At 49.6% G+C, this 23202-nt stretch carries 16 protein-coding genes; 4 read left to right on the top strand and 12 right to left on the bottom strand.

What is annotated here, in order from left to right; genetic code table 11:
* Positions 1-121 precede the first annotated feature (121 nt).
* The 3 genes from FPG75_RS24715 (at position 122) to FPG75_RS24725 (ending at position 2893) form a co-directional block, all read left to right on the top strand.
* Positions 122-856, top strand: coding sequence for a DUF1003 domain-containing protein (locus FPG75_RS24715; protein WP_143310722.1), 735 nt, complete (start codon positions 122-124; stop codon positions 854-856).
* 154 nt (positions 857-1010) lie between these two features.
* Positions 1011-1694, top strand: coding sequence for a response regulator transcription factor (locus tag FPG75_RS24720; protein ID WP_143310723.1), 684 nt, complete (start codon positions 1011-1013; stop codon positions 1692-1694).
* 149 nt (positions 1695-1843) lie between these two features.
* On the top strand, positions 1844-2893 hold the full coding sequence (locus tag FPG75_RS24725; RefSeq protein WP_236652892.1) for a sensor histidine kinase: 1050 nt from the start codon (positions 1844-1846) through the stop codon (positions 2891-2893).
* A gap of 6 nt (positions 2894-2899) precedes the next feature.
* On the opposite strand, the gene FPG75_RS24730 is transcribed toward FPG75_RS24725, so the two are convergent.
* On the bottom strand, positions 2900-4228 hold the full coding sequence (locus tag FPG75_RS24730; protein ID WP_236652893.1) for a porin: 1329 nt from the start codon (positions 4226-4228) through the stop codon (positions 2900-2902).
* A 167-nt stretch (positions 4229-4395) separates the two neighbouring features.
* On the opposite strand from FPG75_RS24730, the gene FPG75_RS24735 reads away from it, so the two are divergent.
* Complete coding sequence (locus FPG75_RS24735) at positions 4396-5307, top strand: helix-turn-helix domain-containing protein (protein ID WP_143310725.1); 912 nt, start codon at positions 4396-4398, stop codon at positions 5305-5307.
* Here FPG75_RS24735 and FPG75_RS24740 read toward each other — a convergent pair.
* The 11 genes from FPG75_RS24740 to FPG75_RS24790 all read right to left on the bottom strand — a co-directional run bounded on the left by FPG75_RS24740 (position 5304) and on the right by FPG75_RS24790 (position 23151).
* Entirely contained in the window at positions 5304-6788 is a 1485-nt protein-coding gene (locus tag FPG75_RS24740) for an MBOAT family O-acyltransferase (protein WP_143310726.1), read from the bottom strand. The two genes, FPG75_RS24735 and FPG75_RS24740, sit on opposite strands and share 4 nt — an antisense overlap.
* Complete coding sequence (locus tag FPG75_RS24745; RefSeq protein WP_143310727.1) at positions 6775-8049, bottom strand: GDSL-type esterase/lipase family protein; 1275 nt, start codon at positions 8047-8049, stop codon at positions 6775-6777. The genes FPG75_RS24740 and FPG75_RS24745 overlap by 14 nt, the downstream gene beginning before the upstream one ends.
* Positions 8021-9307, bottom strand: coding sequence for an SGNH/GDSL hydrolase family protein (locus FPG75_RS24750; RefSeq protein ID WP_143310728.1), 1287 nt, complete (start codon positions 9305-9307; stop codon positions 8021-8023). Before FPG75_RS24750 ends, FPG75_RS24745 begins: the two co-directional genes overlap by 29 nt.
* Before the next feature lie 184 nt (positions 9308-9491).
* A complete protein-coding gene (locus FPG75_RS24755; RefSeq protein WP_161596914.1) occupies positions 9492-9920 on the bottom strand; it encodes a glucosaminidase domain-containing protein in 429 nt (142 codons plus the stop codon).
* A 368-nt stretch (positions 9921-10288) separates the two neighbouring features.
* Complete coding sequence (gene aspS / locus FPG75_RS24760) at positions 10289-12037, bottom strand: aspartate--tRNA ligase (RefSeq protein ID WP_143310730.1); 1749 nt, start codon at positions 12035-12037, stop codon at positions 10289-10291.
* A 127-nt stretch (positions 12038-12164) separates the two neighbouring features.
* Positions 12165-13223: an NAD(P)/FAD-dependent oxidoreductase gene (locus tag FPG75_RS24765; protein WP_143310731.1), complete on the bottom strand. Its 1059-nt coding sequence runs from the start codon at positions 13221-13223 to the stop codon at positions 12165-12167.
* A 71-nt stretch (positions 13224-13294) separates the two neighbouring features.
* Positions 13295-19351, bottom strand: a complete 6057-nt coding sequence (locus tag FPG75_RS24770) for an alpha-2-macroglobulin family protein (RefSeq protein ID WP_143310732.1) — start codon at positions 19349-19351, stop codon at positions 13295-13297.
* Between the two features lie 140 nt (positions 19352-19491).
* Entirely contained in the window at positions 19492-20379 is an 888-nt protein-coding gene (gene sucD / locus FPG75_RS24775) for a succinate--CoA ligase subunit alpha (RefSeq protein ID WP_143310733.1), read from the bottom strand.
* Between the two features lie 96 nt (positions 20380-20475).
* Entirely contained in the window at positions 20476-21297 is an 822-nt protein-coding gene (locus FPG75_RS24780; RefSeq protein WP_143310734.1) for an ABC transporter ATP-binding protein, read from the bottom strand.
* 16 nt (positions 21298-21313) lie between these two features.
* Positions 21314-22057, bottom strand: coding sequence for an MlaE family ABC transporter permease (locus tag FPG75_RS24785; RefSeq protein WP_143310735.1), 744 nt, complete (start codon positions 22055-22057; stop codon positions 21314-21316).
* A gap of 62 nt (positions 22058-22119) precedes the next feature.
* Positions 22120-23151: a hypothetical protein gene (locus tag FPG75_RS24790; protein ID WP_143310736.1), complete on the bottom strand. Its 1032-nt coding sequence runs from the start codon at positions 23149-23151 to the stop codon at positions 22120-22122.
* Positions 23152-23202: the final 51 nt, after the last annotated feature.

Consider the following 23202-nt stretch of genomic DNA (forward strand, 5'->3'; position numbering starts at 1 on the left):
TACTGTGGTAGCTATTATGCCTTATTCGTTCTTTTCTAGCTTGAAACACATATATATTTTAGCCATGAATATATTTAATCATGGAAGATGTAAATTTCATCAGCATTAAAATGCAGACGATATGCAAACCTTTACCAGTGATGTTTCAGGACAACAATTTCCGGAAGAAGAAAAAGTAAGCGCCAAATGGATACGCCCTTCCCTGTTGGCGCTCATCAAAAAAGAGCATCCGCACTTCAATCATAAATGTCATATCTCGGCTTCCGAGATGCTCCATTACCGGCAAAAATATTATGAGTCCATCTTCTCAAAAGAGATGAGCGACTTGACAGAGATGGAGAAACAAGTGATGGAGAAGCTGAGGGATCATGAAACCCTTACCGACAAACTCGGCGAAGAACAGGAAGATCACCTCTCTTATGGCGAGCGGCTGGCCGACAAGATCGCTGATTTCGGCGGCAGCTGGCGCTTTATCATCATCTTTGTCGGCTTCATCATCGTGTGGATGGCCCTCAATATCATGTGGCTGGCCAACAAAGGCTTCGACCCCTATCCTTTCATCCTGCTCAATCTTATTCTCTCTTGCCTGGCGGCCTTGCAGGCGCCGGTGATCATGATGAGCCAGAACCGCCAGGAAGATAAAGACCGCAGGCGCGCCAAGAAAGACTATATGATCAATCTCAAATCAGAGCTGGAAGTGCGCATCCTGCATGAAAAGATCGACCACCTGATCATCCGCCAGCAACAAGATACGCTCGAATGGCAACAAGCGCAGATGGAAATGCTGAACCAATTGACCAACACCTTGTCCCAACATCTTCGCCATAGCAATCAGAAGGGTACGGATAAGGAATAATGCATATATTCCCTGCATTTTATTTTTAGCGTAACTTGCTGCCAGTCAATGGAATCAAGACTAGTACTGAATTAACAATTTCATAATGTTAAGTTTCCATTAATCACGAGGATGGCTTTATAATTTTGTGCCGTCTTTTTAAAAGAAAATTTTTATGGTAGACCAAGCGGTTGCAGGAAAAATTCTGGTGGTAGATGATGAGTTGGACATTCTTGAGATTATCAGCTACAATCTCAAAACAGCAGGTTACGACACGGTAACCGCCAAAGACGGCAGCGAGGCTATCCAGAAAGCAAAGATCTTCAGGCCCGACCTGATCATGCTGGATATCATGATGCCCAATAAAAACGGTATCGATACCTGCCGTGAGATCAGGAAGATCCCCGAGTTCAAGGACACCATGGTCCTGTTCCTTACAGCGCTCAATGATGAAAAATCAGAGATCGACGGCCTTAACATGGGCGCCGATGACTATATCGCCAAACCTATCAAACCTAAATTGCTGGTAAGCCGCATCAATGCGCTGTTCCGCCGTTTGCACAAACCGGAAGAAATGCAGGTGCACCTCGGCGACCTGATCATAGACCGCGAGAAATTCACCGTGACCTACAAAGGCCAGGAGATCATTCTCGCGAAAAAAGAATTTGAATTGTTGCAGCTGCTCGCTTCCAAACCAGGCCGCGTGTTCCTGCGCAATGAAATATTGAACCAGGTATGGGGCACCGAAGTAATCGTAGGCGACCGTACCATTGATGTACATATCCGCAAGATCCGCCAGAAGATCGGTATTGACCTGATCACCACTGTGAAAGGCGTAGGTTACAAATTCGAAATGTAATCCGCCCCCGGAAACCCTTCGCACATCATCTTCCATTCACCAAAACCATTTGGGCTGACAGCGCTTTGCTGCTAGTCACCGGCTTTTTTATGGCAAGTAAAAAATTTACAGTAATTTCCCACTATTACAATAATTACTCACTTTGGAGTATGTTCAAGACTAAAAACCTGTCGCCACAGAAACTGGCGGGATTCACAGCGCTGATCTTATCTGCTGTAATAGCATTGGGCACATGGTTCACTGTAGGTAACTGGAAGGTGGTACTGGGCGCATTCATCCTTACTTTCCTGGTATCCTACTACCTTTATCTCTATACGTTACAGAACTTCATCTACCGGAAGATCAAACTGATCTACAAATTTATCTACCAGACCAAAGCATCTAAAAGAGAAGAATTTTTCAACAAAAATATTCTTCCTCTGAAAACGATTGAAGAAGTAAGTGAAGATGTGGAGAAATGGGCCAGCCAGAAAAAAGAAGAACTGGAAAACCTCCGGCGCAACGAAGAGTTCCGTAAGGAGTTCCTGCTCAACCTCTCCCATGAGCTGAAAACGCCCATCTTCGCGGTACAGGGCTATATTCATACGCTGCTCGATGGCGCACTCGAAGATCCTAACGTGAACAAACAATTCCTGAAAAACGCCACTAAAAATATCGACCGCCTTTGCCGTCTCATCGATGACCTCGATGAAATATCCAAACTCGAAAGCGGTGAAATGACGATCAACAGCGAAGTGTTCGTGATCCAGGACCTGATCAAAGATGTATTTGATACCCTCTCCCTGAAAGCCAATACCAAAGGCATCAAATTCAGTATCAAAAAGGGTTGCGAAGCGCCGGTACAAGTGCTGGCCGACAAAGAAAAGATACGCCAGGTGCTCATCAACCTGGTAGATAACTCCATCAAATACGGCAAACCGGATGGCCATACCATCGCCAGCATTTACAGCATGGACGGCAAACGTGTGCTGGTAGAGATTTCCGACGATGGTATCGGTATGGCGGAAGAGCACCTGCCGCGTGTGTTTGAGCGTTTCTACCGGACAGACCGTGCCCGCAGCCGCGACATTGGCGGTACCGGCCTGGGCCTCGCCATCGTTAAGCATATCGTGGAAGCGCATGACCAGTCCATCACCGTACGCAGCAAGCCGGAAATAGGCAGCACCTTCGGTTTCACCATGGAATCAGGCCGCGAATAGCCCGCACTAAAAACGGTATTGCATCCTGCAAGTGAATACATTATCTCTCAGGTCTTTCTCAAAGCCGGCGAGGGAGGTGGATTCATTCTTCACCCAATCATAGTACACCGTGAACTTGAGGTGCTCATTGGCATAATACAGATAGCCAAGGCCCCAGGTATTATATCGTATATCCGCTTCCGTGAGTCCGGAGCCGGGAGCGCCGATCTCTTTACCACTCACTTTCTTGTTGGGGTCGTACCAGTCGTATTTCAATACCAGCTGGTGTTTGTTGCTGGCCAGGTTCTGAATAAAATAAAAATAGGCCCCATCAAAATTGCGGATATAAAGCGGCAGCGGCTTGCCCTGCGCATCCACCGGAATAATGCCGGGTGTTTCGGAAGTGGCCGCAGTGGCGGTTTGTACGCCACGGATATATTCCGCCCGGAACTGTGTGCTTCCTTTACCTGGCCCGTTGGGGATCTTCAGCTGCACATCGGCGCCATAGTAATGCCGGGGCGCAATGGCGCCATTGTTGGTTACTGCTGAATCCATTACAAAACCAGGTTTGCCGTTTACCGTTCCCATACGGTTGATATACTGCGTGAATTGCTGCATGCCGCCATACAATACCGACACGCCTGCGGATAGCAGCCATTGCTGGCGGTTAAGCCGCACCGGCTTGATGGCCACACGGCCGATAAAGTCCTTATGACTGTCGAAATCGCTGGTGGCCGTCAGGCCCTGGCCATTGAACAAGCCGGCGTCTATTTTCAGGAAGCGCAGCGGATGGTCTTTCCGTCGTGGCTCAAAAGAGATCATAGCGCCAAGGTCGCGTTCTGTTTTCATTAATATCTGCGACATGCGGCCACGCTCGGGCGTTTCACGATCGGCAGAAGAAAGGTTTACCTCATACCCGAAAGGCCGTGCAAACATCCCTCCCACCAGCGAAAACATGTTGAATTTATTTTCAAAGAAACGGCCGTAGAAATCGCGGATGAATACGCCGCGTTCCGTTCCATCAAACTGAAAAGCAAATTGCACCAGGGGCATATCGTTTTTGTCGTAACGCTCGTAATCCAGGCGCAGACGGCCGCGGCGTAAAGTGAAGCGGTTGTCTGCCTGTGGCCCAAAATCGCCACCAGCATAGCTTTTAGCTCCACGCGATGAAATAGCCTGGAACTGTGGCTGGATATAGCCGCTAAACCGCAAGGCGTCGTACTTATGATACATGGCGATCATGCCCTTACCCAGTTCGGTAGTGGTATCAATCATATCCATCAGGAATTGCGCACGCGCAGCAGTGGTGATTAAAAGCAATGCTATAATCAGCAGGTAGTGTCTCGTAAACCGCATCAGGCTTTTCAGATTTTGCGCAAAAGTATTGAATTGGGGCGGATTAGTGCAGAAATCATATCTGTTAAGGGCTAGTTAATCTGAGTTTCATCAGGCCAACTTCGTTTTATCATTCTCAAAATTGAAATAATATTATTAAATCTCAAATCACCATAAACTCCTTTACTATGAAAAAACCGGAAACCTATCTTTACTGGTACCACATCTGTTTGAAAGCCATGTCTATAGTAGATAGCTATCCACATAAAACCTTTACTGTCAAGGAAATTGCTGAAATGCTGAATGTGTATCCGCAAACACTGACACGACGATATGAAGAGATATTCGGTATACCATTCAAGCAAGATATCATATTGCGGAAACTGGAAGCCGCCGGTGGATTGCTTCGCCACAGCGGTTATCGTATCACCGATATTGCAGATTTTGTAGCTTACACGCTGGCCAACTTTTCCAATGATTTCAAGAAAGTATTCAGCCTCACGCCAACAGCATTCCGCAAAAGGCCGTTTCTCCCCAATGAACATGAAACCATGCGGCGTACAAGGATCATTACTCAATCGCAGGACGGCTACCGCGATATTTTCTGTACAGATAATATGGTACCGGTAAAATTACCTGCTTATACCCTTTACTACTATCGACTTCCGGGCCATAGGGATCCGGTGCGGAACCTGGTGGAGAAATTACGTTACAAATTTGATACGCTGGAAATCCTGCTGAAGCTGCATAACATCAAAGATGGCATGATCGTTACCGGTACGCTGGATGCGGTGCCATCTACCTCCTACGAACGGTTACGCATGTACGTAGGCATGCTGATACCAAACAGGCCGGAATACTATAAGAATCACTATGAGCTGATGAAATCGCCCAACCTGTATAACAAACAAGTACCGGCTGGCGATTACCTGCAACTGGATCTGAACATGTCTTTTTCGGAGGCTGGTGCGCCCATGTACGACTTTATCAACGATAGCTGCCGCAGCGGGTATTTCAAGATGAGCGGCAATCATTTCTTTTTATCGATCACAGGCGAGCAAAGCTGTACGCTCTACATCCCGCACCAGAAGCATTATTAGAACTGGAAATAGATCGGTATCATGGGTTGCGTGCTCTTCACCTGTACCAGTAGCCAGATGAACACCACCATGATCAGCACGCTACCTACCACGGGTACGCGGCTCAACAAGGCCTCTGTGGAAAACTCTGCCCTGCGCGGCAGGAAATGCAGGATGAAGCCCAACACCATTACCCAGAACACTGCAGTATAACCTTGATAGAGCTCAGGCCATATGTCTGGCTGGAAATCGTACACCACCTGGTGTATCAGCGCCCAGGCATCGTGGAAAGTGGCTGCCTTGAAGAATATCCAGCAGAAACAAACGAAGTGGAAAGTAAAGAGAACGCCCAATACCTTGAGCAGATTGCCTTTCCAGCCTTCGAACACAATCTGGCGTTTTTTGAGCCAGTCGATCCGCACTTTGTCGATGGCCAGCAAACTGCCATGCATGCCGCCCCAGAAGATAAAGTTCCAGCTGGCGCCATGCCAGAAACCGCCGATCAGCATGGTGAGGCCCAGGTTGATATATTGCCGCACCTTGCCTTTGCGGTTACCGCCCAGCGGGATATACAGGTAATCGCGCAACCAGCTTGAGAGAGAAATATGCCATCTGCGCCAGAACTCTGTGATGGAAGAACTTTGATAAGGCGAGTCAAAGTTAGGCGGGATGCGGAAGCCCGTCCAGCGGGCAATGCCCAGCGCCATATCCGAATACCCGGAAAAGTCGCAGTAGATTACTAACGCATATCCATACACGCCGAGCAGGCATTCCAGCCCGGTATGCTTACTTGGATCGTCAAAAATATATTGTACAAAGTTCTGGTAGATGAAATCCGATATCACAATCTTCTTGAACAGCCCGCTCATGATGAGGTACATGCCTTTGCCGATATCCTCTGATTCAATGCGGTAGGGTTTTGATATCTGCGGGATGAAGTCGGCCGCACGCACGATCGGTCCCATCATCAGTTTGGGGAAGAAAGACAGGAAGAAGAGATAATCCATGAAACTGTTCACCGGTTCTATCTCATCTCTGTAAACATCTATTGTATAACTCAGGTTTTCGAAGGTATAAAAAGAGATACCAATCGGCAAGGTCAGCTTCAGCAGCGGAATGTGGCCTGCGCCAAAATCGTTGATGATACCGATAAAGAAATTCGTGTACTTAAAATAGAATAGCAGGCCGATATTGAGCAGGATACTGAACACCAGCAGCGATTTCTTGACAGCACGGCTGGGCGTACGGTGTATCCAGCGGGAAAGATTGAAATCGACGATCGCCGAAAGGATCACCAGGCCTACGTAGTAGCCGCAGGCCTTGTAAAAGAAATAGAGCGAAAAGAGCGTATATACCCACACGCGCCCCGTTTTGCTGCGATGCACGGCGAGGTAGCACATCAGGAACAATGCAAAATAATAGAAGAAAAAGGCGCTGTTGAATAATACCGGATCTGATGGATTATAAACTAATTCGGACAACAGCTTGTTAAAGTCGATCATTGGCGGTTAAAATATTTTTCTTTGATTCTCCCAGGTATCTGTTCCACGATTGTTTGATGGCTTCGTACAAGAGCTGGCCTTGCAACTGATAGCCTCTCACATTAAAATGGATATGGTCGCCCGCCCAGGCGCCACTGAACTGCGCATGCTGCGCTTTATTGACAGCATTGAAATTCCAGCAGGCGAGGCCATGTTCACGGGCATATCCCATTATCTGCTGCGTTACCATAGCGATATAGGGATTCGGGTAATATGAAACGCGATAATAAGTTTTCCACTTCTTTTTACCTACTTTTTTACGATAAGAGGTACGTACCGCACGCATGCAATCCGGTGGCGTAGTTAACAGGATATTGACTGCCGGCAATTGCTGGCGGATCAGTTGCACGGTTTTATCGATCTCGCCCCGGAACTGGAAAGGATCAAATTTCCCGTAGGCTTCATTGGTACCGAGGGAGATGATCACCAGCTGAGGCGCCAGCACAGCCATCTGCGCCAGCAGGATATTATTGACATCATTATAGTGTTGGTACATGGCGCCGTTGATGCCAACGCTATGATACAACACGCCACTGTGGCCATTCTTCAGCACGGCCCCATAGAAGGTAAGCGGGCCGCTGCCGCCTTCCCAGCGAGCCTGGAACGATTGCTGCTGCTGCAGGAAGCTGAGCGTAGCCATACTGATCGTAGAAGATCCCGGAAACGGTGTAGGCGTTACCGTTACTTCGGCATCGGGCGCTACCACGGTGGTGTTGGTATTATGGGCATCGTACAGGAGTTGTACCTTATTGAAATTATTGTCGGGGCCGGCGTCTTGCTTGCCGGTGAAAGCCAGTGTGGGACTATGTTGCAGCGTGGTGATATCAATACCGCCGGGGCCGAGCACCGGTGATTTGGAACGATCTACCACGCGATCCGATTGCCAGCGCACCGTGCTGTTCCAGCGGTAGTCTTCCGGGCCATTGGTGCCGGCAACGTTATAAGGGAATACGAAGCCGCGGCCTGCATTGCCAAACTGTTGTTGCAGCATGATGCCGGTGGCCATCGGAAAATGGCCTGCCTGCACATGTGAATCGCCGAGATGTAATATGGAGATCACGCTGCTGTCGGCATGTTGCAAACTGTTGAAGAACCGGTACAGTGCTGTATCCTGTTGGATGGTATTACTGCCGGAGAACTGTTGTGCATAGGTCGATATACCGGTGAATAGCAGCGTTACCGCCATTATTCCTTTAAGGATGTTGTGCCTGGCTGTACTCATTCATGATGGCTTTATACAGCAGCGCCCCTACCTTGGCCGCTCCCTGTCGGTTAAAGTGTGTATAGTCTTTATTGGCGTAAGTGGTATCTCCCTCCACCCACTTGGTCATGGAGCCTTGCCCGCCCATGGCGGCAAAGAGGTTCCAGTAGCCGGTACCTTTATCTGCGGCCAGTTCGTGTTGTACTTTGAGCAATGCTTCCACACCGGGCGCTGTTACATAACGGTCGCCGCTTTTGTATGATTTGTCTGCCGTGCCTACGATCAGGAAAGAGGTGGCGGGCAGGTCGTTGCGTAAAGAGTCGATCACTTTTTTCATCGGGCGCTCGTACCAGCTATAGTCTGTGAGTTCCGGACGGAACAGTACATTGGCGCCGTAATGCAGTACCACGAGGTCATACGGGCGTTCCTGCTGCATTTTGCGGACCATCTCTGCGGAGAGGTGGCCCAGCTCTACGCCGCTGATGCCTCTGAAGGAATAGTTATCCACATATACGCCATCGTCGCCTTCGAAACAAACGCCATAGAAGGGGATGGTATTGCCGCCGCTATATTTTATGACCAGCGCCTGATGGCCGGTATCCTGTTGCAGGTCGAGGCGGTTCACTGGCGCATTGCCGGAAAGCGTATAGGCTTTATCGTTAATGTTGAGGGTAGCGCCATTACCCGGACCATACAGAACAGATACTTCATCGAATTTATCGAGGCGGGGTTTGCGTACGGGCGAATACCTGATCCAGCTGCCGGTTCCGGGCAGGAATGTATGGCCGGACAATCCCAGTGTCAGGTCTGAAGGGGGCGAATTTTTATAGTGATAATCTTTCCAGTCGGTGGAGAAGGTATGATTGATGGTGGTCCGGAAAGTGGCCACCACGGAGGTAACAGGCATGTATCCTACGCCTTGTCCGCCGAAATAGCGCTGGAGGCTGTCGCGCAGGTCCCCGGTGATGAGATCTCCTTCTATCATGGAGTCGCCGAAGTAGGCGATACGTACTTTTTTGCGTTTGCCGGCTTTCAGCTCGCGGAGGGCTTGCAGGAAATGCTGGATACCTTCCGAGGTATCGCCATTGGCGGCGGCGTATTGCATAATGCCGGTATACGACATAAAGTCATGTGTGGCATCAGGATCGGGAATATGGGTAACCGAGTCCCCAGGTTGGGTAACTGTAGAGGAGTCCCGGGCAACAGTTTGTTTCCTAGGCGATGTATTAGATAGCTGGCGGTTTTCAGGCTGGGATGCTGTCCGGAGTTCGGACAGCATATCCAGTTTTTTGAATTGAAAATCTTTATACGAAAAGCTGTAATTAAGTTGGGACAATGCCACGAGGCATACCAATGATCCAGCGATAATTAAAAAAGGATAGGCAGACTTATTTTTGCCAGGCATCATATTCATGAATCGATTTACACATCACCGGTTGCTGCATGGCGGGCCTGCGGTTTTATCATGATCCCCGGGCTACGCTGTCCATGTTGGCATCCAGCTTATATAGTTTGTATCTGTTAATGATCGAAGTTACGCGTTTTATCCATTCGTGCCCGGCGGAAGAGTAGCCGCTGTGGTTCATATGTTTGAGCCATACTGCATACTCGGGGTTACCTTTCAGCTGCGTGAACCATTTCTTTTTGGCCAGCAGTTGCACAAAATGTTCGTAGGATGCAAGATCAGAAAGATATTGTTTATATCTTGATCTGTGTCCGGGTTTTATTTTGGACATGTTGTTGCTGCCTACAATACCAAAGTGGTTATGCAGCAGCCTTGCGTTCCTGCTGGTGCCGGTACCGGATTCCAGCATGGCTACGCCCAGTATTACACTGGCGGGGATGCCTGTTTCCTGCATCAGTTCCACAGAAACCGGTTTAAATTTTTTCAAATAATTGTTTGTGGATTGTTGCGCAAACCCAACATTGCTGAGCATTAGCAATAAAAACACCGCACATAACCAACCTTTGCCCCTTAAGAATTTGGGAATTCTCATAGCAGTAGTTTTTGTATCAGGTGATAGTTTGTTGTTTGTTTTCAGCATCACTTCTTACCTCACATATCAACGATGATCACACCGCAATATTACTTTAAAAAATTAAATAATACGTCTTCTCTCTTTCCTTCTTCTTCCGTTAATTTCTTGTTAAAAAATGTAGTCTTTTATAATTATGCCAATCCCCTTTGATGCGGTTTTGCAACCATATCAAAGGGGATTTCCGCTTACGAGGCCAGCAAATAACAAATATTATGCCGACCCTATTTAACCAGGCTGATCTGTAATTCGTCCAGCTGCTTTTGATCGATCTCACTCGGCGCATCCAGCATCACATCGCGGCCCGAGTTATTTTTTGGGAAGGCGATAAAGTCGCGGATGCTCTCACTGCCACCCAGTAACGAGCACAAGCGGTCAAATCCGAAGGCGATACCACCATGTGGCGGCGCGCCATATTCAAAGGCACCCAGCAGGAAACCGAACTTATGGGCTGCTTCTTCTTTGGACATTCCCAGCGCAGCAAACATTTTCTCTTGCAGGTCGCGCTGGAAGATACGGATAGATCCACCTCCTACTTCAGTACCGTTCAATACAATATCGTAGGCATTTGCCTTGATCCGGGCGTATTGTGACATATCGTCCATCAGAACGATGTGTTCCGGCTTGGGCGACGTAAATGGATGGTGACGGGCCACCCAGCGGTTTTCCTCTTCCGCGTATTCAAACAGCGGAAAGTCTATTACCCACAACGGCTTGAACTCGTTTTTATTGCGGAGACCGAGGCGCTCGCCCATTTCCAGGCGCAGCTCGCTCATAGCCTTGCGGGTACGTTCTTCTTTGCCAGCCAATACCAGTATGAGATCGCCCGGCTGTGCCTGGCATTTTTCTGCCCATAACTTCAGTTGACCTTCGTCAAAGAATTTATCCACAGAGCTTTTCAGCGTACCGTCTGTATTATATTTAACGTAGATGAGGCCGCTCATGCCGATCTGCGGGCGTTTTACCCATTCTGTCAGCTCATCGAGCTGTTTGCGGGTATATTCCGAGCAACCTTTTGCGGCGATAGCCACTACCAGCTCGGCATCATCGAATACTTTGAAACCTTTGTTCTTAACGGTATCGCCGAGGTTTACCAGCTTCATTTCGAAGCGGATATCGGGTTTATCGTTACCATAGTATTCCATGGCATCGTCCCAGGTCATGCGCGGGAAGGCGCCGTCGAACTCAATGCCTTTGATCTCCTTGAAGATATATTTCATCATCTCTTCAAAAGTATGGAGCACATCTTCCTGGTCTACGAAACTCATTTCGCAGTCAATTTGCGTGAACTCCGGCTGGCGATCGGCACGGAGATCCTCATCCCTGAAGCATTTCACGATCTGGTAGTAGCGGTCGTAACCACTTACCATGAGGAGTTGCTTGAAGGTTTGCGGCGACTGAGGCAGGGCATAGAACTCATTCGGGTTCATGCGGCTGGGCACTACGAAGTCGCGGGCGCCTTCCGGTGTGGATTTGATCAGGAAAGGTGTTTCTATATCCATGAAGCCTTGCGTATGCAGGAACACGCGCGCAGCGCGGCCTACCCTGTAACGCAGTTCCAGGTTCTGTTTCACGATATTGCGACGCAGGTCGAGGTAGCGGTATTTCATGCGCAGCTCATCACCGCCATCGGTATCATCCTGGATGGTGAAAGGCGGTGTTTTAGCGGCGTTGAGGATAGTATAATCCTTCACGGTGATCTCGATATCGCCGGTAGGGAGGTTCGGGTTCTTGCTGGAACGCTCGGTTACGATGCCCGTTACCTGGATAACGAACTCGCGGCCCAATGGCTGGCTATCAAGTTTTGCATTGAGATTTTCGCCGAACAACAGCTGCGTGATGCCGTAGCGGTCGCGCAGATCAAAAAAGTTGATGCTACCGAACTTTCTTACTGTTTGTACCCATCCGGCCAGTGTTACTTCCTGACCAACCTGTTCTATTCTTAATTCCCCGCAAGTGTGCGTCCTGTACATGCGTAAATAATTGATTTTAATAGTTTTATGGAAGAATACCGGGAAAGCCGCCCATTGTTCATGACCACTATACCTTTGTTCAGCCATACCCGCAAGGGGGGCAAAGATACGGTTTGCCGCGGGCATTTTACCCCCGGCGTGTGTTAAAATATCTATTCAGGTCCACATCCTGCATCAGTAGCGACTTTCCCAGGATTGCCTCCGTGAAATGCGCGGCCATAAAGGGCGCCAGCGAGCAGCCTTTAGTACCCAGCCCGTTAAAGATGCCAGCCGCCGGATATGCAGGATGGAAGCCGATGACAGGCCGCCGGTCGTTGCCCGAAGGCCGTACTGCCGCCAGCTGGCCTTCTATCGTATAGGGAATCTTTAATAATTGTTGCAGTCCTTTTTCCAGGTGGGCGCGTTGCGCGGCCGTAGGCCGCTCGTCTGTATAATCCCATACGAAAGTAGAACCGGCCCAGAACAGGTCTCCGCCCTGCGGCACCAAGGTGATCCCTTTCTTGATGATATCATTTGTTTGCAGGCCTGGAATCCGCACCAGCAGCACTTCTCCTTTGTTTGGCAAAAACCTGATCGCCTCAAACATAGGGTTAGCCGCGGTGGCCATTCCATCGCAGAAAATAATCTTCTCGGCAATGATCTCTTCATAAATAATTTTATCGGGAGAGATATGCAGCGCCGACAGTTCCAGGTGACGCTCCTCCAGGGCGCCCTGTTGCAAAAGGTAGCGCCGATAGGCCGGCAGCAAGGCTTTCAGGTTCACCGTGGCGCCCCTGATGACTGCCGCGCCGAAAGGCTGATCAAGGATCCCCTCATAACGCAGACTGGCGGGCATTTCCGAGTATTGATCCGTGATGCCTTTCGCCGATTTGGCTATAAAGGCATCGCGCATTTGCTGCGAAGGAAATACCGTCCACAGTTCGCGCTCCGTAAAGATATCCGTTTGCAGCAGGGACGATAGTTCATAGTAAGTGCACTGCGCAAAAGGGTAAATCGTTTCGTATAGCCATGCAGGTTCGAAACGCCGGCCCGATACCGGGTTGATGATACCGGCTGCCACGCGCGACGCGCTATTGGGTTTGGCATCGTCGATCACCAGTACTTTTTTGCCGGCCTTCAGCAGAAACCAGCTGAGCATCGTGCCCGCAATCCCTTGCCCTGCTATGATATAATCCACTTGCTTCATGATTACGCGAAGGTATTAAAACAAAAACAGGGACGCTGCGGTCCCTGTTTTTGGCGACTTTATTATTTATTTTATTCCGCAACTTTAAAATTCAGTCCTTCGCTATGTGCGCTGAACTCCGGAGCATACATGCATTGCGCGGTGCTGATGCCATTGGAGAACTTGCCTTCGTGGGTGGTGAACAGCGTGTATTCGAACACGTAAGTCCCCTTTGGCAAATAACTGAAGAAGAAGTCTGTACTGGCATCGCGGGTGCTTTCGTAGTAGCTGAGGCCGTTCTGCCATTTAGCTGCGCTGATAACATTGGCAGGCTCGAAACAGGCGGCACGCATATCTTTCAGATGGATGTATTCCATGCTGCGGTCGGTGCGCAATACGATGCGCACTTTCACTTTATCGCCTATTTTCAGCTCATGGCCTTCTGTGATCTTTGTGAGCACCGGGCCTTGATCGCTGTTCACTTCCCTGAACAATTCTTTTTCTATGACGAGTGGTGTTTTGGCGGCGGTAATTTTATCGAGCTGTTCGAAATATTGCCAGTAAACGGCTCCCCAGGAAGGTTGGCCTTTGCTGTCTTTCACCGTTACGGAGATGTTACCCATGGCTGGTTTTACATCCTTTGTATCGATGCGGGTTTTGAGATAACCGGTGCCTGCTTCCGTTGATTCCGTAGCAGAGCTGATGGTCTCATTTCCGAGCTGGATATGCACTTGCGGTGTGGCGGCAAGCCAGTTACTGCCATGCAGCAGCATGGCGTAACATGCGTCGGCAGTGGCTTTGGTGGTATGCCAGTTATTGGTTTGTTTGTTTTTCAGGAGCCAGGTTTTCATATCTGCTACGGCGTTGGCATCTTTCCCCACCACATCAAATGCCTCGATCAGCAATGCCTGTGTTTCGATGGGGGCCTGGTACCAGTCGTATCCGCCGGTAATATCTTTCCAGTACATACCCATCTCTTTGCTGTTCATCGCATTTTCTTTCAGCGATTTTAGTATAGCCGTTGGCGTTACCTTGTCGTCGTTTTTGAACAAGGTGATGGCGATCATACCCTGGGCAAATTTGCTTTGCGTGAGCCAGTGTTTTTTCTCCTGGGCGAGGTAATAATCCATAGCAGTGCGGGTAGCGGCGGACATTGGCTCATTGAAGAACGAGCGGGCGTAGAGATAATGTACCTGTATCTGCGACAGCTGGTCGGCGTTTTTGTTCTTCGCTTTCTGCACTTCTTTATAATCTGCGACGAGACGTTGATCGAGATAGCCGATCGCTTTTTTGGCGATCGCCTTTGCATCCGGATCATTAAGTGTAGCGATCTGTTGCAGGTGACCGATACCCGCAAGGATGTATTGCGTGATATAACGATCCTCCCACATGCCGGAGAACCAGGGGAAGGCCCCATTTCCCAGCTGCTTTTCTTTCAGCGATTTCAGGGCAGCATTGCGACCTTTATCCATGGTGTTCAGATCGAACAGCAGGGCGATATTATGTTTCCGTTCTGCTTCATTTTTTGCTTCCAGCACCCAGGGGGTTTGCTGCAGCAGCAAGGATTTCAGCTCTTCATTTTTCTGGAGATTGCTGAGCAATGCGGCCGTATCTGTTGTTTTCCATTTATCGAAGATGGTTTTGATCGCCGGCACGGTGGCCACGATGTGCGTAGCCAGGGCATTTGCATAGTAGCGGTTGAACACCTGTTCTGCACACTCGTAGGGGAACTGCATCAGGTATGGCAATGCCTGCACGGCATACCAGGCAGGGTTACTGGTATATTCTACCGTGATGGCATGTTGTTGCAGTGTTTGTGATTCGCCACTGTGCAGCAGTTTGGTAAAGGTGAATTGTTCTTTACCGTCGCCGCGCATGGCCAGTGGCATGGATTCCGTTACCAGCATGCGATTGGTGAGCACTGGCAGTGCATTTTCTTCTCCATCGCTGAAATTACCTGCCTGGGCGGTGATGCGGTACAACAACGTAGAGGCGAAACCGTTAGGTATCTGTAAGGGGAAGTTCACCACGGCGCTCTGTCCTGCCTTGGCGGTAAAATGTTGCACGGGGAAGATGTTCTGGAACCAGCCATCTACCGGCTGCATGGTGGCGGCATCGAGGAGTTCGAGGCGCGCATGGCCAATCAGTTGTGTATCGGAGAGGTTACTTACTTTGGCGGAGAAGGAGATCTTATCGCCTTCGCGCAGGAACCGCGGTGCATTGGGCTGCACCATTAAGGTTTTCTGTGTAACGATGTCGGCGGTTTGGTAGCCGAAGGCCAGTTCTTTCGTATGTGCAAGACCGAGGAACTTCCATTTGGTCAGGGCTTCCGGCATGGTGAAACCGAAGGTGACATTGCCATCTTTATCGGTATGGAGCGCCGGGAAGAAGAAGGCGGTTTCGCGGAAATCTTTGCGGGCGATGGCTGTTGGCTCATTGACAGGTTTGCTTTCGCCGCCCTTGCCAGTAGTATCGGCCACCTTCGCGCCTGCTGCATCATCTGCCTGTACCATCGCCACAGCCAATTCTTTTTTCATCATCCGTCTTTCTGCTGATGGCGCCGGAGCAGCTGGCGCCACACCCATGCTGGCCACACCTCTTATCCGTACGTTATTACCATAGCGGTATACGGGTTGGCCGATGCTCCAACCAAAGAGGTTGAGTGAAGGGAATATGCGTTCTTTAAATATATCAGGGCGTTGATCCATTCCGTTCACCAGCATCACGCTGCTGATATCATCGAAGTTATTGAGGCCTGCAAAAGAGGTGGCGCTGCCGATGTACGGATAGATGCCGGGCACCTGCCAATCGTGCGTGCGGAAGGCATCCAGGGAAGCATCGTACATGGTGGCCAGCAATTCGGCAGCGGCCTTGTCGCCATTATGACCAGTGATCTGTATGCTCCATTGTTCTTTTTCGCCAGGCTCCAGTTTATTGCGATGCGCCGCCAGCTTCATTTGCAGGTCTTTGCTATCCCAGGGCACTGCAATTGTTTCATTGATGCTGAACACCCGGCTGTCTTTCACAAACGTGAAAGCGGTGCTGATACCGCCACGATCTTGCTCTGTAGCTTTGACATCGAATTTCTTCGTTCCGGAAAAATCAACTACAGAAAATTGCTCTTTGGCATTTTGCCTTCTCAGGGCTTGTACCAGGTGTATGTCTTTAGCTGATGAGCCGAGCAAGATGGTAGCCGTTTCGCCGGGTTGAACGCTGGTTGAGGATATGTATTTCCATAGATAGGATGGATAAGGCAGTTCTTTTATATCAGGATTGATGATCTCGAATACGGCCCGTTGCTGCACGGTATCGCCCTTATCATCTTTGGCGTTTACCTGCAATTCATACAGTCCTGGCGCCAGTTTGGGAAGATCCAGCGCCACTTTGCCATCGGAGGTGCTCACCACTTCTTTCTGATACAGCGATGCGCCGCGAGGCCATGTATCCTGCTTATCTTCATCTTTATAAATATCTTTCGGAAACAGTTTAACATATTCCTCTTCCGCCATCACAAACTGATCCGGCTGTGGCCAGTAACGCGGGCGCAGCAAGCGTTTGCCGGGTTGCACTGGTTTCAGTTGCAGTTGCATGGTTACGGGAACGAAGGCGCCATTGAGGTTCCGGGTTTGTATGTGCGCCTGTTTGATATCTTTCTGCACGGCAGCTGCTGGCATCGCCATTTCGATTTCCAGCGATTGGTAGCCGGCGCTGATATCCTGGCTGCCACTTCTTGTTTCACCGTTGATATCGGTAACATCAGCTGTTACCACATAGGTGAAAATGGGTTTCGTAGCCGGGTTGATGGTCCTGTCGGGCAATGCAGGGAAGCGCACACTGAAGCTGCCATCTGCGGCAGTCGTGGTGGTGCCACTGGTGATCTCACGGCTGCTGCCGTAAGGAATATAGCCGCGCGTAAGCCAGGGATAAGGGAAACGCACCCTTCTTTCCACCCGGTATTTTACGGTGGCGCCATCGATATTATTACCGGCGTACGCCAGGGCTTTGGCGTGGGTGATAACGGTATCGCCTAAACGATAAGCCAGTTTCACGGTATCGAACTTCACTTCAAATTTCGGGCGTTTGTACTCTTCTACGCTGAAATAAACTTCCGATTTCGTTTTTTCATCTACCAACCTGTATTCCCCGTTCAAACGGCCTTCCGGCAGGGTGAACTTGCCGGAGTAGGAACCATATTCATTGGTGAGCTGTACCATCTGGGCTACCTTCTGATAGTTGGCATCATAGAGCAACACGTTGGTGGTAAAGCCTTCCAGCGGCTTGCTCCCGTTGCCGTCCTTGTCTTTCTGCAATACAATGCCTTTGAAGTAAAGGGTTTGTCCGGGCCGGTAGATGCTCCTGTCGGTAAACAGGAAGGTTTGCGGCTTCGGCGTCGCCTTTGTTGCCGCCTCATTGGAGTGGTAGAGATAAGCGTCGTTATCGGTAATATAGAGTGAGTCTTTGCCATTGGTCCAGCGAATGAGCACACTGTAGTAATCCAGGGATACATCTGTAGAGATGTGGATGCTGCCATCTTTGTTGGTATTGCCATTGAAGATCAGCTTGGGTTCTTTCTTGTCCTGGTAGATATCGTAGGTCCAGAGATCCAGGCGGGCGCCGGCCAAAGGCGCGCCGGTGCTGCGGTCCAGCGCATAGGCATCTTTACCGTTATGGATATACGAAATATTGGATACGCTGAGCAGCTGGCCCGTCATCAGATTTTTTTCTGAAGAGAAAGAAGGATCGTTGGATACCAGCAGGAAGTATTGTCCTACCGGCAGGGCGTCTACTTTTATTTCTGTGCTGTGCGGGAGATAGTCCTGCGGATCGGGCAGCGGCTGATCCCAGGTTTTGAGGCTTGGGGATTTCAGGAAGTTGCTGATCGTTTTATTGTTGACATCGAAGCGGCCCTCATACAGCAAGGCTTTGCGGGTATCGTCATTCAAGGGCAGGAGGCGCAGGTATACTTTATTGATGTTGGTGTATTTCACGAGCAGGCGGAAGGGTTGTTCAGGCACATTCACTTTTTCCACCGAAAAATCGAGCGATTTGCTGTTGATCGTATACAGCAGGTTGCTGGCTTGTATAGCGCCGTATGATCCCGGATATTGCGCGATGGCTTTTTCCGCCAGAGCTTTTGCCTGTCTCATTTTTTCCGCATTGCCTGGATGCTCGTTGCCGGCGGGCCTTCCCTTCATAAAGTATTCGCCTGCCAGCATTGCCATGATCTCTGCCACGCCGCTTTCATGGCTGTAGGTCTGCATCATTTGCGACAATGCTTTTTCGTATAGTTCATCATGTTCGGGAGCTACGCTGATCTGCTTCATGTAGCTGATGCGGTCTTTGTCGGCTTCGAGGAGGGCGGCGTTCTGTCCATTTTTTTCATGTGTGGAGAGGAGTTCCTGAAAGAGCAGCAGGGCGCGGTATTGCAGGGAAGCGCTGTCTGTATTTTTGAAGTGGTGGCTGGCGAAAGTGGCTGCTGGCGCGAATGCGGCGGGATCGTCGAGTTCGAACTGGTTGGCCGGGTGTTGCAGGGTACTTTCGCCGGATTTATAATAGTCGAGGGCACGATGCGCGAGGAGATCGTAGAGCGAGGGCCAGAGGCCATCGGTGTTTTTGCCTTTATCGATCACTGGCGCGAGTGGTTCATAATCTGTTTTCTTCAGCAGGGCGGCTGGTTCCAGGGATGCCTGGTAGGCGGCTGTGATCTCGCGATTGAGCCGGCTGGCGGTCCAGGTGGTGATGTCGCCGCCTTCGTCGTTGGCGATGGTGGTGAGATTGTAGAGGCGATAGCGGTTGTTCATGAGATAGTTCCAGAGCATCTCGCCTCTGAGGCTTTGGAGCACGGCGCGCTGGATGCCGCTGGTACGGGTGATCTCTTTGCTGACATGCTCGAGGTTCTGTTGCACGCTGCTGTCGGAGAAGGCGGACGTGTATTTGAGCTGATGTATCAGCGCTTTGAGTTGTTCGCCTTCGTTCTTGTCTTTCACAGCCTGATCGTAAATCTCGTTTACAATTTTAAGGGCTGATTTGGGCAGGCCGTTCTTTTCTTCTTTTGCTACCGCATTCCACAGTCCGGTGTATTTGGATTGGGCCATCATGTTGTTGGTGCTAATGATTAAAACAATGACTATGCTGATGAATGATCTCATACAGGGTTTGGATTTAAGGTAAGTTACTTTATCTACAGCAGATAGATGCGGGGACTAACAGCAATTCCATAAAATAAAAAAGGTGAAAAGTGGCGGGTTGGCCCGATTCACTTTTCACCTTGAAGATATTGAAGAAAGGCTTACGCGAGTACGCCTTTTTTGCTCAGTACTTCTGCCATTGTTTTACCGATGTTGGCGGGGCTTTCCACAACGTGAACGCCACATTCGGCCATGATCTTCATTTTAGCGGCGGCAGTATCTTCGGCTCCGCCGATGATAGCGCCGGCGTGGCCCATACGGCGGCCCGGAGGCGCAGTCTGGCCAGCGATGAAGCCAACAACAGGTTTGGTACCATTTTCTTTGATCCAGCGGGCAGCTTCAGCTTCCATGCTGCCGCCGATTTCGCCGATCATGATGATACCTTCTGTTTCGGGATCGTTCATCAGCAGTTCCACAGCATCTTTGGTGGGGGTGCCGATGATCGGGTCGCCACCGATACCGATGGCGGTAGAAACACCGAGACCAGCTTTTACTACCTGGTCGGCCGCTTCGTAGGTGAGGGTACCGGATTTGGATACGATACCGATCTTGCCTTTTTTGAAGATGAAGCCGGGCATGATACCTACTTTGGCTTCTTCGGCGGTGATCACGCCTGGGCAGTTAGGCCCGATGAGGCGGGTGTTAGTACCCTGCAGGAAGTTTTTGGCTTTGATCATGTCCTGAACAGGAATGCCTTCTGTGATACAAACCACCAGGGCAATACCTGCTTCGGTAGCTTCCATGATGGCGTCAGCTGCAAAAGCCGGCGGAACGAAAATGATAGAAACATTGGCGCCAGTAGCTTTTACGGCATCGGCAACGGTATTGAACACCGGGCGTTCCAGGTGAGTAGTGCCGCCTTTACCAGGCGTAACGCCGCCAACCACCTGTGTACCGTATTCGATCATCTGTGTAGCATGGAATGTACCTTCAGTACCGGTAAATCCCTGAACAATCACTTTACTATCCTTATTAACTAAAACACTCATCGCGCTTGTTTTATTGGTTTATTATTTTATATGTTTATCTGTCAGGTGCGGCAAAAATAAGCTGATTTGGACAATTCTGCAATTTAGTTCCTGCGGTTATTTGGAGCCGCCGCCCTGCTGCTTTTTCAGCTCATCTTTCCAGCTGCCGTCCTTGAAGAGGTCGAGCTGGCGCATTTCCTTGGCTTCGCGGAGGAATTCGGAAGCGAAGATAAAGTCGTTCAGGCGCTGGTCCTTGCTGAAAACAATCTCTTTATTATTGCCTTCCCACTGTTTTTGTCCCTGGTACATATACACGATGTTATCACCGCTTTCCATTACGGTGTTCATATCATGGGTATTGATAACAGTGGTGATATTGTATTCAACGGTCAGTTCCTTGATCAATTTGTCGATCACGAGGGAGGTCTGCGGATCGAGGCCGGAGTTGGGCTCATCGCAGAAAAGGTATTTGGGATTGAGCACAATGGCCCTTGCGATCCCCACCCTTTTTTTCATACCGCCGCTGATCTCGGCAGGGAATTTTTTGGCGGCATCTTTCAGGTTCACTCGCTCCAGGCATTCTTCTACCCGCTTTTTCTTCTCTCTGTAACTACCTGTACCGAACATATCCAGCGGGAACATCACATTCTGTTCTACGGTCATGCTGTCGAACAATGCAGAGCCCTGGAACAGCATTCCAATTTGCTGGCGTACTTCTTTTTTCTGTTTCTCGTCCATGCTGGTAAAGTCCTGATCGCCATACAGGATCTTGCCGCTATCTACTGCTATCAGGCCTACCATGCACTTCATCATCACGGTTTTGCCGCTGCCGCTGGCGCCGATGATGAGGTTCACCTTCCCCGACTCCATTACTGCGGATACGCCTTTCAATATTTCCCTGTCGCCAAAGCCTTTTTTTATGTCTTGCAGTTCAATCATGATTATTCGTAATTGCTTACAGTAATATTGCCGACAATGCGTAGTCCATGAAGAGGATAAGCACACAGCTTACTACCACAGAGGTGGTGCTGGCCTTACCGATCTCGAGGGCGCCGCCCTGCACATTGTAGCCGTAGTAAGCGGATACGCTGGCAATGATAAACCCAAATGTATAGGATTTGGCCATGGCAAAAAATACGTTGTATGCTTTAAACTCTTGCCGCAGCCCCTGCATAAATTGTTCGCTGGAGATGATGCCGGACAACACGCCCGCTTCTTTACCGCCCCAAATACCGAGGAAGCCGGCAATGGCCACCAGCACGGGAATCATGAGCACTGCGGCGAGTATCTTCGGCAGGATCAGGTATCCTTTGGTATTGATGCCCATGATCTCCAATGCGTCGATCTGTTCGGAGATGCGCATGTTACCTAATTCTGATGCTATCTTGGAGCCGATCACGCCAGCCAGTACGATAGAAGTGAGCGTGGGCGCAAATTCCAGGATGATGGTATCTCTCACCACCTGTGCAATGGTACTCTTGGGAATGATAGGGCTGACCAGCTGATAAGCTGTTTGCAAAGTAGTAACACCCCCCATGAACAGCGAAATGATGAACACTATCCCGAACGACCCTACGCCGATATCCACACATTGCTGCATAAACTGTTTCCAGTACATCTTCATGTTTTCCGGCCGGGAAAACATGCCTTTGAGCATGAGCAGGTAGCTTCCGAAATGATAGAAGAATTTAAACTCCATAACTGGTCAAAGATATGAAGGATTTTTCCAATCGTATCCTAAATTCAGATTAAATCAGCTGCTTATCTCAAACTGCTTACCAGCAAGCGTTTCAGGCTACGCTCGATAATTTCGCCCATCGTTTTACAGTGGGCAAAAACGGGATCGTGATAGTAGTCGGCCAGTTCCTGTCCCAGCTGCTGTATCTTTTCGGGGAACGATACCCGGTCGGTCATGATCACATCGCGGAGGTCTTTGATGCGGTGCCGCTGCACTTTGATACGGCGGGCCATCAGTGCCCGTTCCTCTTGCTGGTATTGTTTCACCACTTCTGCATTGAGGTGCTTCATGGCCAGCTCCACGAACACGCGGTTCTCCTTGAAGAACTGCGGCATATATAAAGTACGTTTGCCTTCGTAAAACTGCTGATCAAAGTCGATCGCCCTGATACGGAACTGCACATCATCGAAATCAGGGGTGATATCGAATACGAAATTATAGGAGCGCATATCGCCCAACAGGCGCGCGAAACAGCGCTCATTGAATTTCACGAACTCTTTGGCGATACGTTTGGGATTAAATTCCGGGCGGTTCAGGTAATGCTCGATGAACTGATCTCCGGGCACACCGGCGATGTGCTCCTCTACCAATGTATTACCATCTATCAGAAAATTCATCCAGTAGGGAGAAAGGATGTGTTCCAGCTCCAGGCCGTAGATGCGCGATGCATCGGCTATTTTGATGTAGAAGTAGTCGTAAACTTCGTTGTAATTATTGACGATCTTGATACGGAAAGGATGTGAATTACCAAAGGTGCAATAATCGATCCGTTCGATGTGAAGGTGTTCTTCGGCGGCCTGGTCGCCACCGGCTTTGAGAATGGAATAAATGCGCTTGAGGCCCGCATGTATAGGCCCCATCATGCTTTGCGGGTAGAAGGCCGTTTCCCATAAGGTGTCTTTCCCATCCTTATCATATACGGCGATAGCATGATCATAATAACGCAGCTCTTCGTAAGATAATGGCAGCTTCACTTCCCGCTCGTACAACTTGAGATAGTTGCGGAAAGCCTGATTGATAGGAAAGAATATCTTTTTGCGGGAGATCGTTTGCATTTACGAATGTAAGGATTTTCGGATTTTTTGATTGAGGGAGACTCTCCCACC

The organism is Chitinophaga vietnamensis (assembly GCF_902167635.1).
Classification (GTDB): domain Bacteria; phylum Bacteroidota; class Bacteroidia; order Chitinophagales; family Chitinophagaceae; genus Chitinophaga; species Chitinophaga vietnamensis.

What these genes read in the sequence shown, in the direction of transcription:
- FPG75_RS24725 (WP_236652892.1), top strand. Translation starts at nt 1,844, where the DNA reads ATGTTCAAGACTAAAAACCTGTCGCCACAGAAACTGGCGGGATTCACA.
- FPG75_RS24740 (WP_143310726.1), bottom strand. Translation starts at nt 6,788, where the DNA reads ATGATCGACTTTAACAAGCTGTTGTCCGAATTAGTTTATAATCCATCA.
- FPG75_RS24780 (WP_143310734.1), bottom strand. Translation starts at nt 21,297, where the DNA reads ATGATTGAACTGCAAGACATAAAAAAAGGCTTTGGCGACAGGGAAATA.
- FPG75_RS24765 (WP_143310731.1), bottom strand. Translation starts at nt 13,223, where the DNA reads ATGAAGCAAGTGGATTATATCATAGCAGGGCAAGGGATTGCGGGCACG.
- FPG75_RS24770 (WP_143310732.1), bottom strand. Translation starts at nt 19,351, where the DNA reads ATGAGATCATTCATCAGCATAGTCATTGTTTTAATCATTAGCACCAAC.
- aspS (WP_143310730.1), bottom strand. Translation starts at nt 12,037, where the DNA reads ATGTACAGGACGCACACTTGCGGGGAATTAAGAATAGAACAGGTTGGT.
- FPG75_RS24720 (WP_143310723.1), top strand. Translation starts at nt 1,011, where the DNA reads ATGGTAGACCAAGCGGTTGCAGGAAAAATTCTGGTGGTAGATGATGAG.
- FPG75_RS24745 (WP_143310727.1), bottom strand. Translation starts at nt 8,049, where the DNA reads ATGAGTACAGCCAGGCACAACATCCTTAAAGGAATAATGGCGGTAACG.
- FPG75_RS24730 (WP_236652893.1), bottom strand. Translation starts at nt 4,228, where the DNA reads ATGCGGTTTACGAGACACTACCTGCTGATTATAGCATTGCTTTTAATC.
- FPG75_RS24790 (WP_143310736.1), bottom strand. Translation starts at nt 23,151, where the DNA reads ATGCAAACGATCTCCCGCAAAAAGATATTCTTTCCTATCAATCAGGCT.
- FPG75_RS24715 (WP_143310722.1), top strand. Translation starts at nt 122, where the DNA reads ATGCAAACCTTTACCAGTGATGTTTCAGGACAACAATTTCCGGAAGAA.
- FPG75_RS24735 (WP_143310725.1), top strand. Translation starts at nt 4,396, where the DNA reads ATGAAAAAACCGGAAACCTATCTTTACTGGTACCACATCTGTTTGAAA.
- sucD (WP_143310733.1), bottom strand. Translation starts at nt 20,379, where the DNA reads ATGAGTGTTTTAGTTAATAAGGATAGTAAAGTGATTGTTCAGGGATTT.
- FPG75_RS24750 (WP_143310728.1), bottom strand. Translation starts at nt 9,307, where the DNA reads ATGCTGTCCGAACTCCGGACAGCATCCCAGCCTGAAAACCGCCAGCTA.
- FPG75_RS24785 (WP_143310735.1), bottom strand. Translation starts at nt 22,057, where the DNA reads ATGGAGTTTAAATTCTTCTATCATTTCGGAAGCTACCTGCTCATGCTC.